The sequence below is a fragment of the Citrobacter sp. Cf087 genome (assembly GCF_030334285.1).
In the GTDB taxonomy this organism is placed as follows: domain Bacteria; phylum Pseudomonadota; class Gammaproteobacteria; order Enterobacterales; family Enterobacteriaceae; genus Citrobacter; species Citrobacter freundii.
In genome coordinates, this window is sequence record NZ_JAOWED010000029.1 from 2,291 (window position 1) to 14,873 (window position 12,583).

At 51.5% G+C, this 12,583-nt stretch carries 9 protein-coding genes and 1 tRNA gene; 2 read left to right on the forward strand and 8 right to left on the reverse strand.

Features of this window, described 5'->3' with window-relative positions; genetic code table 11:
• Nucleotides 1-537 precede the first annotated feature (537 nt).
• Nucleotides 538-2,259 (forward strand): SulP family inorganic anion transporter, encoded by a 1,722-nt coding sequence (locus OGV57_RS11455; protein ID WP_053064292.1) that lies wholly within the window; start codon nt 538-540, stop codon nt 2,257-2,259.
• 219 nt (nt 2,260-2,478) lie between these two features.
• Here the strand turns inward: OGV57_RS11455 and OGV57_RS11460 are convergent, their stop codons facing one another.
• The 7 genes from OGV57_RS11460 to aspA form a co-directional block, all read right to left on the reverse strand.
• Complete coding sequence (locus OGV57_RS11460; protein ID WP_048234127.1) at nt 2,479-4,140, reverse strand: fatty acid--CoA ligase; 1,662 nt, start codon at nt 4,138-4,140, stop codon at nt 2,479-2,481.
• Nucleotides 4,141-4,578: 438 nt separating this feature from the next.
• Nucleotides 4,579-4,654 (reverse strand) — tRNA-Phe (locus tag OGV57_RS11465).
• Between the two features lie 152 nt (nt 4,655-4,806).
• Nucleotides 4,807-5,382: a transcriptional regulator gene (locus tag OGV57_RS11470; protein ID WP_003844992.1), complete on the reverse strand. Its 576-nt coding sequence runs from the start codon at nt 5,380-5,382 to the stop codon at nt 4,807-4,809.
• A 36-nt stretch (nt 5,383-5,418) separates the two neighbouring features.
• Entirely contained in the window at nt 5,419-7,128 is a 1,710-nt protein-coding gene (locus OGV57_RS11475; protein ID WP_054527977.1) for a protein-disulfide reductase DsbD, read from the reverse strand.
• Nucleotides 7,104-7,451: a divalent cation tolerance protein CutA gene (gene cutA / locus OGV57_RS11480; RefSeq protein ID WP_003025447.1), complete on the reverse strand. Its 348-nt coding sequence runs from the start codon at nt 7,449-7,451 to the stop codon at nt 7,104-7,106. The genes OGV57_RS11475 and cutA overlap by 25 nt, the downstream gene beginning before the upstream one ends.
• A 128-nt stretch (nt 7,452-7,579) precedes the next feature.
• Nucleotides 7,580-8,881 carry an anaerobic C4-dicarboxylate transporter DcuA gene (gene dcuA, locus OGV57_RS11485; RefSeq protein ID WP_003025449.1) on the reverse strand — a complete coding sequence of 434 codons (1,302 nt, stop codon included), beginning with the start codon at nt 8,879-8,881 and terminating at the stop codon, nt 7,580-7,582.
• Nucleotides 8,882-8,996: 115 nt separating this feature from the next.
• Complete coding sequence (gene aspA, locus OGV57_RS11490) at nt 8,997-10,433, reverse strand: aspartate ammonia-lyase (protein WP_003025452.1); 1,437 nt, start codon at nt 10,431-10,433, stop codon at nt 8,997-8,999.
• 338 nt (nt 10,434-10,771) lie between these two features.
• Between aspA and OGV57_RS11495 the strand changes: the two genes are divergently transcribed.
• Nucleotides 10,772-11,248 carry an FxsA family protein gene (locus OGV57_RS11495; RefSeq protein WP_003025457.1) on the forward strand — a complete coding sequence of 159 codons (477 nt, stop codon included), beginning with the start codon at nt 10,772-10,774 and terminating at the stop codon, nt 11,246-11,248.
• Between the two features lie 49 nt (nt 11,249-11,297).
• Here the strand turns inward: OGV57_RS11495 and yjeH are convergent, their stop codons facing one another.
• The gene (gene yjeH, locus OGV57_RS11500; RefSeq protein ID WP_003025460.1) at nt 11,298-12,563 is read right to left on the reverse strand and encodes an L-methionine/branched-chain amino acid transporter; all 1,266 of its coding nucleotides are present in this window, start codon (nt 12,561-12,563) and stop codon (nt 11,298-11,300) included.
• Nucleotides 12,564-12,583 lie beyond the last annotated feature (20 nt).

Below are 12,583 nucleotides of genomic sequence, written 5' to 3' on the forward strand. Positions count from 1 at the left end.
CAGAAGTGAAACGCCGTAGCGCCGATGGTAGTGTGGGGTCTCCCCATGCGAGAGTAGGGAACTGCCAGGCATCAAATAAAAGCGAAAGGCCCGGTCGAAAGACCGGGCCTTTTGTTTTATCTGTGGTCTGTCGGTGAGCGCTCTCCTGAGGAGGACAAATCCGCCGGGAGCGGATTTGAACGTTGCGCAGCAACGGCCCGGAGGGTGGCGGGCAGGACGCCCGCCATAAACTGCCAGGCATCAAATAAAGTGAAGAAGCCCATCCTGACGGATGGGCTTTTTTGCGTGTGTGCGGGGTAAAACCGCCGGGCTGAACGTATTGTGCAGGCCTGATAAGCGCAGCGCATCAGGCAGATCACGACACCGCACCATCGGGTGCAAAGCAATATCCTGAGCCTCCATAACACAAGCCATTCTGCGGCATACACGATAAACACCCAATCTGAATTATCTGTATTACCTCCCGAAAATATCAGGATCTCCTGCGACAGTTACGTGTACCTTTATCTATTAGTAAGGGTCTATCCGGAGAATAAAGTGTTCGGAAAAATGGTATTAAACTACATGCCGGGTCTAAAAAATTTATTAGCGTACGATAAAAGCTGGCTAAAACATGATGTTAAAGCCGGGTTATCCGTTGCTGCCGTAGCACTACCGGTTGCGATTGCTTACGCTGAGTTGGCGGGAGTCGGGGCTATCGTCGGGTTATATTCCTGCGTTTTGCCAATGCTAGCTTATGCACTGTTTGGTTCTTCCCGCCAATTGATTGTTGGCCCTGATGCCACGACCTGCGCGGTAATTGCGGCAGTTGTGGTTCCTCTTTCTGCCGGAAATCCAGAACTCCACTGGCAGTTAACAATCGTCATGACCGTGATGATGGGAGGATGGTGTCTACTTGCCAGTAAGTTTCGCCTGGGTGCGCTTGCTGATCTGCTTTCTCATCCCATTCTAACGGGGCTGCTTAACGGCGTTGCCGTGACGATTATTGTCGGGCAACTCGGTAAGGTGCTGGGGATTACGCTTGATGAAGAGCAAGTGATTGAGAAGATTATTGCCCTGCCAGGCCGACTCTCAGAAATTCATTTATTAACCTTAGGGATCTCCATCCTAACGTTAGCGATTTTAATAGCTATCAAAACGTTTCGTAGCCAATGGCCAGCACCGTTGATTGCTATTGTGATAACAACGGCGCTGGTATGGATCACATCTGCGCAGCAGTATGGTATTGCCACTATTGGGGGATCGGGCTTCCAGTCTGGTTTGCCTGTTGTTCACTGGGGCTCATTTCAGCCTGGTCTGGCGCGTGATTTATTGATCCCTGCGCTGAACCTGGCATTAGTCAGTTTTGTTAGCCTGATGCTAACCGCTCGCAGTTTTGCCGCGAAAAATGGATACGAAATAAATGCTGATGCTGAGTTCAGGGCTTTGGGTGTTGCGAATCTGATGTCTGGCTTATCTCAGGGGTTTGCGATTAGCGGAGCCGATTCCCGGACTGCGGTAAATGACTCCACCGGAGGGAAAAGCCAGCTGGTTTCCGTTGTTGCAGCCTTAATCATCGGAATCGTCGTAGTATTTTTCACGCAGCCATTACCATTTATTCCGGTATCTGCATTAGGTATTGTTCTAATTTATGCATCGTGGTCATTGATTGATTTACGCGGGCTCTGGAATCTGAGACGAAGAAATAAATCCGCATTTCGCCTGGCATTCTTCACCTTTGGTTGTGTTCTGATTATTGGTGTTATTCAGGGGATTGGCCTTGCGGTATTGCTGGGTCTGTTGCAGTTCCTGCGCACAGTTTTTCGTCCTACTGAACACTTATTGGGAATTGACGAAAATGGGATGATTCACTCACTAGGTAATTCAACTGATGTGAAAATGATCCCTGGCGTGTTGATGTACCGATTTAACTCACCGCTGACCTATTTTAATGTGGCCTATTTTAAGCGTCGCGTTTTGAATTTAGTCGATGGTGCAGTACTACAACCTAAATGGGTGGTCATTGACGCCGTTTCTTGCTTTACCTATTCAGATATCAGCGTCCTGGCAACCATTAATGAGTTAAAACGGGACCTGAAGGGGCGGCAGATTAAGTTAATTCTTGCGGGCCGGAAAACGGAGTTAACACGCTGGTTTAAAGAGAGTCGACCGACAATGAAGGACGACGACATGATTATGGCACCAGACCTTTATTTGGCGCTGCGGTTTATTCAAAGCAAAGAAAGCATGAGTGAGGGTGAATCTGGCGTTGTTGAATAAAGCAGATTTAGGTAAATGATCAGGCTGGATGGAAGGCGCTGATGACGGGTTTTCGTCCAGCAGGACCTGACCTCGACCAGAACCCCATGTTGCTAAAGGGGAGATCAGCATCCGCGCGGGGACGGTGAGTTCCCCGGCAGAGCATTGATATCGGCAAGCTACCTGAAATATAAGCAGTGTGACTGTTGTTAACCTTACGCTGTGAATGCGACAGATCGTTTAAATGATATCCTTCCCATTGCTGGCTTCGAGCTCCCGAATCAGGCGCTTGTTGATCTTGCCAACGCTGGTTTTAGGAATATCCGGGACTATCCTTATCTGTCGTGGGATCGCCCATTTAGTGATGTGGCCGCGGTCGACGAATCCTTGTAAATGTGTCGCTATGGCTTGCGGCTCCAGGTCCTCCCCTTCCTTGCAAACCACCAGAGCCAGGGGGCGTTCGCCCCACTGCTCATCAGGTATCCCGACGACGGCTACCGACCTGACCGCCGCGTGTGAGCTGATGAGGCTCTCAAGCTCCAGCGTGCTTATCCACTCACCGCCCGTCTTGATTACGTCTTTGATGCGATCCTTGATTTCCACTATCCCATGGGGATCGATAGAGGCTATGTCGCCGGTGTGCAGCCAACTGCCATTCCATAGCTCAGCTCCTTTCTCGGGTTCCTTCAGGTAGCCCTGAGTCAACCAAGGGGCTCGTACCACTATTTCGCCCAGGGCTTCTCCGTCGTGCACCACCTCCCGACCTTCGCCATCGACGATACGCAGATCCACCAACGGGACAGGCAGGCCGGTCCGAATCCGCAGGGGTAACTGTTCATCCATGGGAAGGGCCAGCTCGGCATCGCTTAAGTGGGTCATACAGAGCAGGGGACAGGTCTCAGACATGCCATAGCCGGCGTGAATGCGTATGCCCCTATGGTGGGCCTGTGTCGCCAGTCCAAGGGACAGTGAACTGCCACCGAGTAACATCTTCCATCCTGACAGATCAGTCTGCGTGGCTTCTTCGCACTCAAGGATCATCTGCAAAATGGTTGGCACACAATGCGAGAAGGTCACACCCTCATCGTGATAAAACCGCACCAGTTTGTTGGGGTCGTAACGACCGGGGTATACCTGCTTCACACCCAGCATTGTTGCGACATAAGGAGCGCCCCAGGCATGCACGTGGAACATAGGGGTGATCGGCATGTAGACATCGTTCGATCGTAGCAGCGACTGTCCCTCGTGGGCAGCCAGGAGACCCAGCTCATTGAGCGTGTGCAGGACCAGTTGGCGATGGCTAAAGTAGACTCCCTTGGGATTGCCCGTGGTTCCAGTGGTATAGAACAAGGTAGCTATCGAGTTTTCATCGAAGTCGGGGAAGTCAAAGAGTTCTCCCGCTGCGGCCAGCAGGGTCTCATATTCCCCGAGCACCGACAGGCTGGTCGCCTTCGATTCTTCGTCACTAAGCTGGATGTATCCCCGGACAGTGGTCAGTGTCTCTGCCAGTGACTCGACAACCGGCAAGAAGTCGTCGTGCACCAGTACCAGGTTGTCCTCGGCATGATTCATGGTGTAAGCGATTTGGTCCGCCGAGAAGCGGACGTTCACCGTGTGCAGCACGGCCCCAATCATGGGTACCGCGAAGAAGCACTCGAGGGCGCGATGGCTGTCCCAATCTAGCAGGGCGACGGTGTCTCCAGGCATGACACCGGCCGCTGTCAGCATGTTTGCCAGGCGATGAATGCGCTGTTTGAGGGTACGATAGTCGTAACGGAGCTTATCGGCGTAGACGATTTCTCGCTCGGGATGAGAACGCCCACCCGACAGCAGTAGGCTCTTGATCAGCAACGGATAGGCATGAGCCCCCTGCGCTGGCTGTATGATTTTTGTTTTCACCATCCAGATTCCTCGTTGACTCACTATTTGCTCGGTATGATGGCAATTGTAGATTAAGGTTGGCCTTTACTCCCTGGCGTTTGCTTCAGATATCGAGGCGGCGACCAGTTCCAGCTCCTGGGGATGAATGTGCGTACCTTGCAACGCGATCGGGTTATTCGCTACCTGCAGAATCCTGGCTACTCTATGCCCAGTTCCTTCACCCGCTGGTTCAGTGCCCAAGGCTGTTCAGACAAATTACTCAAATCTGGCCTACGGTTAAGCACGTCAGAAAAAGAGGTGTGCCTGATACCGCTATATTTTTTGCAGTACCATCGTGGTCTCACTGAAAGGTTTAACTGGCGTGATGAGGTAGGGTAGGAGTCGCTGTGGACAGAACGATCAGAAATCTAGCAGAACCTGAAAGCAAAAAACCCGCCATAGGCGGGTTCTTCTGAATAGTGGTGCCCGGACTCGGAATCGAACCAAGGACACGGGGATTTTCAATCCCCTGCTCTACCGACTGAGCTATCCGGGCAACGGGGCGCATTAAACCGTATTCACGTCTGTCAGTCAATCAAATTTCTGGAAACATTGTTCAACCGCTTAATATTGCGGCAATCTGCATGGTTATGCCTGAAGTTTGCACAAATCTCCCCGACAGATGCGGCTAAAACAGATAATGCTCGCTTAGGTCAGCGCACCGCCCATTCGGCACTGGGCAAAGCGTAGGATATCTTCAGCCAGGTGGTGTGCCGTTTCGACATCAGCATGACTACGATTAACCAGCATGCGGCTCAGGCAGCCTTCCAGCACCAGTTCCATCTGTTTGGCGACCATTGCCGGGTCGTCAACTTCCAGCGTCGTGAGCAGTTCATGGGTGAAGTCATGTGCAGCCTTTTTTTGCTGATCGGCTAACTGATGGATCGGATGCCCGGGATCAGGGTAAAACGTACAGGCGGCGATGAACAGACAGCCGGGATAGCGATTATTGCTCACGCATTCGGACAGTGCGGTGTAGCGCGCCAGCAATTTCTGCTCAGCGCTCAGGGTGTCATCCAGCAAAAGCTGACGCCGCCAGACATCCACCCGCTGGCTGAGGTAACGTAGCGCATCGTACAGAATGGCCTCTTTATCGGGCCAAAAGCGCTGCAGTTCATCCAGAGGATAATCGATACGTTCGGCCACCATTTCCAGCGTGGTATTGGCTATCCCTTGCACCTCAAGTAATTTCAGGGCTTCTCCCAGGACATCTTCACGTTGCACGGTATTCTCCTCCGTATTTCCTGTTGCAAGTGTCGCTCACGGTTGGCGATCGCGCAAATGTGCGCTGAAGGTAGCGGCATCCATAAAACCCGTTACCCGGGCCTCCGGATGCTCTTTTCCCTCGGCATCAAAGAACAAGATAGTCGGCAAACCTAAAACCTGTAGATGTTTCAGCAGAGCGACATCCTGGGCATTGTTTGCTGTCACATCCGCTTGCAACAGCACCGTGTTGCCTAGCGCTTGCTGAACCTGCGGATTACTGAACGTGTACTTTTCAAATTCCTTACAGGCAACACACCACTCGGCATACAGATCCAGCATGACTGGCCTGCCTTTAGCTTGCTCCAGCGCTTGATTTAACGCATCTACCGATGCCACCGGCGTGAAGTTAAGGTGTGCCTGGGGTTGAGTATGCGGCGCGCCGAACGTCCAGTCTTGCAGTGGACGCACGCATACCAGTGCTGCGGCTAACAGGACAATCTGCACGATACGCATCCAGGCGTGCTTTGCCTGCAGGCTGGTAATGAACGCCCAGCCAAAGAACGCGACGCCTAACAGTGACCATAAGCGAACGCCCCACTCGTCACCAACGATACGTTCGAGTAAGAAGACGGGAAGCGCCAGAATGACAAAGCCAAAAGCGGTTTTGACATGTTCCATCCATGGGCCGCTTTTAGGCAACAGGCGATTGCCAAATACGGTAATCAGCATCAGAGGTAATCCCATCCCCAGCGCGTACAGATACAGCGTGCCGCCTCCCAGCCACATGTTCCCGCTTTGAGCGATATACAGCAAAATCGCGCTTAGCGGGGCCGTTGTGCAAGGAGAACAGATGAGGCCAGCAATCGCCCCCATCGCAAAGACGCTGCCGGGAGCTCCGCCTTGCTGGCGGTTACTCATTAGCGTGAGGCGCGTTTGCAGCGATGAAGGCAGTTGCAGTGTGAACAGGCCAAACATCGACAGAGCCAGCAGCGTAAAGATGACGGCAAGGCCAATCAGGACGTAGGGATGCTGAAGCGCAGCCTGGAACTGTAAACCGGCGGCTGCAACAACCAAACCCAGCGCGGTATAGGTGAGCGCCATCCCCTGGACATAGATAAACGTCAGCAGCAGTGCCCGTCCGGTTGATAAGCGTTGCTTGCCACCCAGTACGATTCCGGAAATCAGCGGATACATCGGCAGTACGCAAGGCGTAAACGCGATACCAATTCCAATCAGCAATGCCCACAGTGCGGAAAAGGGAAGTTGGGTCGTGGGCTGCGGTTTCTCTTGCGGATCTGTAGTGGCTGGGGCTGGCGCAGGGGAGGCCGCGGCACCGGTAGACACTTCACTTAATGGCACCGTTTTTGTTTCTGGTGGATAGCAAAATCCGGCGTCGGCGCAGCCCTGGTATGTGATCGTTAATGTTGCGCCAGACTTAGCCTGATTGACCGTGATCGGGATAGTCAGCTGTTTACGGTAAATCTCACTTTTGCCGTAAAACTCATCTTCATGCCAGACGCCTGGCGGCAGTTTTATCTCGGCAATATCGGCCTGAGATGGCGTAATGCTTATCTGTTTGCGATACAGATAATAGCCATCTTTAACCTGCCATGTGAGGTTCAGATCGTGTTGGTTTTGCTGAAAATCAAAAACAAACGCCCGATCGGCAGGTACAAACTGCGAGCGGCCAGGCGCGTCAAATAATCCAGCAAAGGTAGATGTGCTGCACAGCAGCAGGATCAGCGTAAGGATGCGTTGAGCCATGAGCGGTAATCAAAGTCTCCGTGAGTGACGGGTAAAACCAGAAGTTCAGGCGTTTGATACGGATGATGTGACTTCAGGCAATCGAGAAGGGCTTGCTGGTGTGTGACGGTGGTTTTTAAAATCATCTGCACTTCATATTCCTGTTCCAGTTTGCCTTCCCAATAGTAGAGGGAGGTCGCACCGGGTAGCAGGGTCACGCAGGCAGCCAGCTTTTCCGCCAGCACTTTGGCGGCGAGATCCTGGGCGGTTGCTTCATCCGGGGCGGTACAGAGCACCACAACGGTATCGGGGATGGAAATATCCTGACTCTTTACATCAAGCATAAACACCTCGAAAGAACAGAGTAACCAGCAAAAGAATGGTCACTATACAACGGACGAGGGAAGGATGTTAGCTAAAGCGGGGTGGGGAGGAGGAACTGCAGGGCGCGAAGGCACCCTGCAGTAAAGTCTTACAGCATGAAGCTGCCCAGCAAGAAGCCGAAGCAGACAGCCAGAACCACACCCAGAGTACCTGGGATGAAGAACGGATGGTTAAAGACGAATTTACCGATGCGAGTTGTACCGGTGTCATCCATCTGAACCGCCGCAACCAGAGTTGGGTAGGTTGGCAGAATGAACAGACCAGAAACAGCGGCGAAAGATGCAACAGCCGTCAGTGGGGAAACGTTCAGAGCCAGAGCCATCGGCATCAGTGCTTTAGCGGTTGCAGCCTGAGAGTACAGCAGCGCGGAAGCAAAGAAGAAGATGACCGCCAGCAGCCACGGATGACCCTGAATTACGCTACCTGCAGTATCTTTGATCCAGTCAATGTTGTGAGATACGAAGGTATCACCCAGCCATGCAACACCAAGGATACAAATACAGGCGCTCATACCGGCTTTGAAGGTGCTGGAGTTCAGGATGGAGTCAGTTTCAACGCGGCAGACGATCGTGGTCAGCGTCGCGACGCTCAGCATGATGATCAGGATTGCGTTGGTGGTGTTCATCAGCGGTTTAGCGACCAGGCCAAGGCTTGGGCTGTTGATGATGGCGTATACAACTACGCAAACCACGCCCAGCAGGAACAGCCAAACGGAGGTTTTCGCGCCAGCTTTGATTTCAACTTGTCTTTCACCGCGCAGTTCAACCAGGCCTTCTTCCAGACGCTTACGATAAATCGGGTCGTCAGACAGTTTGGAGTTGAACAGTGCGGTGATCAGGAAGGACATCACCAGAACGGCCAGCAGGGTGGACGGAATGACCACGGACAGCAGGTGAATGTAGCTGATGCCATGACCTTCCATGACGGAAGACATATAAACCACTGCTGCGGAGATTGGAGAAGCCGTAATCGCAATCTGTGCAGAAACCACTGCGGTAGAGAGCGGACGGCAAGGCTTGATACCTTGTTCCTTCGCAACTTCAGCGATAACTGGCAGTGTTGCCAGAGAGATGTTGCCAGTACCGGCAAAGATAGTCAGGAAATAGGTCACGATAGGTGCAAGGATCGTGATGTATTTCGGGTTCTTACGCAGCAGTTTTTCAGTTTGGTGAACCAGGTAGTCCAGACCACCGGCAATCTGCATGGCAGAGATAGCAGCGATAACCGCCATGATAATGGAAATAACATCGAACGGAATATTACCTGGTTTTACGCCGATAGCGGCAAGAACCAGAACACCCAGCCCACCTGCAAATCCAATACCGATACCCCCAAGTCTGGCACCTAAAAAGATTGCCAGCAAAACGATGATAAGTTCTAAAACTATCATATTAGCCTTCCTTGTTGTTTAACAAGTTGATATTAAATTGTTGTTTTTAAGTAACTTCGAGTAAGAAAAAAGGCACGTCATCATGACGTGCCTTCTCCGGTACTACCCTACACGATTACTGTTCGCTTTCATCAGTATAACGTTTTGCTTTATAAGCAGGGTGCATCAGGTTCTGTGCAGAGAAGATATCGTCCAGTTCAGACTCGGTCAACAGACCGCGTTCCAGGACAACTTCACGTACGCTCTTACCAGTTTCGGCACAAATTTTACCGACGATGTCGCCGTTGTGGTGACCGATGAACGGGTTGAGGTAAGTAACGATGCCGATGGAGTTGAATACAAACGCTTCACAGACTTCTTTGTTAGCAGTGATACCACTAACGCATTTTTCCAGCAGGTTGTAGCAAGCGTTGCTCAGAATGTGAATGGATTCAAACATTGCCTGACCAATGACCGGCTCCATTACGTTCAGCTGCAGCTGACCAGCTTCAGATGCCATGGTGACAGTGATGTCGTTACCGATGACTTTGAAGCAAACCTGGTTTACGACTTCCGGAACAACCGGGTTCACTTTAGCTGGCATGATAGAAGACCCAGCCTGCAGTTCCGGCAGGTTGATCTCGTTCAGACCCGCACGCGGACCAGAGGAGAGCAAACGCAGGTCGTTACAGATTTTGGACATCTTCACAGCCAGACGTTTCAGTGCGCCGTGCACCATAACGTATGCGCCACAGTCAGAAGTTGCTTCAATCAGGTCTTCTGCCGGAACACAGGCGAAGCCAGTGACTTCAGCCAGTTTCTGTACTGCCAGCGGAGAGTACTCTTTCGGCGTGTTCAGACCAGTACCGATTGCTGTTGCGCCGAGGTTAACTTCCAGCAGCAGCTCAGCGGTACGCCCAATGTTTTTCACTTCTTCTTTCAGCAGTACGCTGAAAGCACGGAATTCCTGACCGAGAGTCATCGGTACAGCATCCTGCAGCTGGGTACGACCCATTTTCAGGATGTCCTGGAATTCATCGGCTTTTTTCTCAAAGCCTTCACGCAGCTGGTTCAGTGCATCAATCAGTTTGATGATGGATGCGTATACAGCGATACGGAAGCCAGTTGGGTATGCATCGTTGGTAGACTGACATTTGTTAACGTGGTCGTTCGGGTTCAGGTACTGATATTCACCTTTCTGGTGACCCATCAGTTCCAGACCGATATTGGCCAGAACTTCGTTGGTGTTCATGTTGACGGAGGTACCCGCACCACCCTGGTAAACGTCTACCGGGAACTGATCCATGCATTTTCCGTTATTCAGGACTTCATCACACGCCGCGATGATGGCATTTGCCACACTCTTAGGAATGGTTTGCAGCTCTTTGTTGGCCATTGCCGCTGCCTTTTTAACCATTACCATACCGCGAACAAATTCAGGAATATCGCTGATTTTGCTGTTGCTAATGTAGAAGTTTTCAATCGCTCTCAGAGTGTGGACACCGTAGTAGGCGTCCGCTGGAACTTCCCTGGTACCCAACAAGTCTTCTTCGATACGAATGTTGTTTAACATGTGAACCTTCTTTTTCAAGCTGCCAATGATTTGACTAAACACACAGGATATATGTGATTTCGATTGTTTCTCGACCGACGATTATCCCCTGCATCGGTCTGATACCCGAGATCATATGCTGGTTAAGGATTTCTACCGTAATCTGGATCACTTAAAGCGTGGAATTTACCCCTTATTTATTATTCTGTGAAATGGATCACCCCTTTGTGATTAACCCTAAATATTAGTGTACAAGCCACTTGAAATTTTGCTAACCACCACAATATCAAATCGATGCGATTAACATAATTTTTCGAACAGAAGTTGAACAAAACGGCTGTTATTAACAGGAGATCCCTTTGCGCTGGATACCATTACTTGCCATTTTTCTCTATGTTTACATAGAGATATCTATTTTTATTCAGGTTGCCCATGTGATGGGCGTCCTGATGACGCTGATTTTGGTTATTTTTACGTCGGTTATCGGTATGTCTCTGGTTCGTAATCAGGGATTTAAGAACTTTTTACTGATGCAACAAAAAATGGCGGCTGGTGAAAGTCCGGCTGCAGAAATGATCAAAAGCGTATCGCTGATTATTGCCGGTCTGCTGTTGGTACTGCCTGGTTTTTTCACCGATTTCCTCGGTCTTCTTCTTTTATTACCCCCGGTGCAAAAACATCTGACGATGAAACTGCTGCCACATTTACGTTTTTCACGTATGCCTGGCGGTGGTTTTAGCGCCGGAACCGGTGGCGGTGAGACTTTTGATGGTGAATTTCAGCGTAAGGATGACAAGCGCGACAGCATCGAACATAAAGACGATCGTCGGGATTAAGCCTCAGTATGTAGGCCGGATAAGCGTTAGCGCCATCCGGCAAAAGTGTTTATAGGCCGGATGATGGCGTCAACGTTGCCTTATCCGGCCTGCGGGGTAAAAACAGCCACAGCCCTGCCAGCATAATCAACGCGTACAAACTCTTCCAGCCGACCATTGCCAGTAGTAGTAGGCACAGCAGACCACCAATGATCGCCAGTGCGCGGTAATGCCCTTTCAGTAATCGACAACCCGCCAACATGCACAGCAAATAAATCATAATAAAGATGCCGTTGGCGTAGACGATTAACGCATCGAGATTGATTTGCAGCATATAGATACACAGAGTACTGACTACGCAGCAGCCTAATACGGCGTTTAGCGCATTGCGCGGAAGGTGGCGGGGGGACAGGCGAGCCAGATAACTCTCAGGCTTATACTGCGCTTGCGACCAGACCAGTCGAGCGAAACTTTGAATATAAATGTTGAGGCTGGCAAAACAGGCCAAATAACCAATGATGCAGGCGACCCACAGTGCCTGTACACCAAACAGTTGCACGACGATTTCTGGCAGCGATGCTGCGGCGGCCATTTGCTCGCCGTAGGCACCAAAATGGAGAACGACGACGGTGCATGCCCAATAAACAGATCCAGCCAGCAGCAGGCCAATCATCAGCGCGCGTGGGAAGTCTCGTTCCGGATTTTTGAATTCAGACGCCAGGTGAGCAAACGCTTCGAGGCCAACAAAACACCAGAACATCACCGACAGCGCGGCGAACAGACCGGGGAGTTCAATATCGCTAATTGCAGGGAAGGGGATTTCGCCTGGTTTCAGATCGCCCGCCCACCAGATAGCAACAATGAGGGCAACAATCAGTCCGGCAATGACCGTTTGCAGATTAGCGCTTGAGCTTGCGCCGCGGGAGCCGATGTACCAAACCAATGCCAGCGTACCCAGCTCAGCCAGCAGAAGCTGCTCGTCATGCCAGCCAAACATCGCCTGACCAAATCCGGCGGCGATGTGCAACGCCGCAGGCAAACCGACGGGAATCACCGACAAAAACAGCCACCCGGTGACGCGCTCCAGGCGTGAGCCAAAGGCCATGCCGACAAAATGCGCCACGCCGCCCGCACTGGGAAAATGACGTCCCAGAACGGCGAAGACAATCGCCACGGGAAAGACTAAAACAATCAGCACCGGCCAGGCCCACAGACTGTTATTGCCAGCCACCAGCGCAGCCAGCGCGGGGACGGCGAAAACGCCTGTACCTAACAATGATGTCGACAACAGGCCAACGCCCTGAGCCAGTCCCAGCTCTTGTTTCAGTCCGCTCATAAGTGGTTATCCGATTATGC

Coding starts and splice junctions, on each gene's coding strand:
- OGV57_RS11460 (WP_048234127.1), bottom strand. CDS start 4,140: ATGGTGAAAACAAAAATCATACAGCCAGCGCAGGGGGCTCATGCCTAT.
- OGV57_RS11475 (WP_054527977.1), bottom strand. CDS start 7,128: ATGGCTCAACGCATCCTTACGCTGATCCTGCTGCTGTGCAGCACATCT.
- cutA (WP_003025447.1), bottom strand. CDS start 7,451: ATGCTTGATGTAAAGAGTCAGGATATTTCCATCCCCGATACCGTTGTG.
- dcuA (WP_003025449.1), bottom strand. CDS start 8,881: ATGATAGTTTTAGAACTTATCATCGTTTTGCTGGCAATCTTTTTAGGT.
- aspA (WP_003025452.1), bottom strand. CDS start 10,433: ATGTTAAACAACATTCGTATCGAAGAAGACTTGTTGGGTACCAGGGAA.
- yjeH (WP_003025460.1), bottom strand. CDS start 12,563: ATGAGCGGACTGAAACAAGAGCTGGGACTGGCTCAGGGCGTTGGCCTG.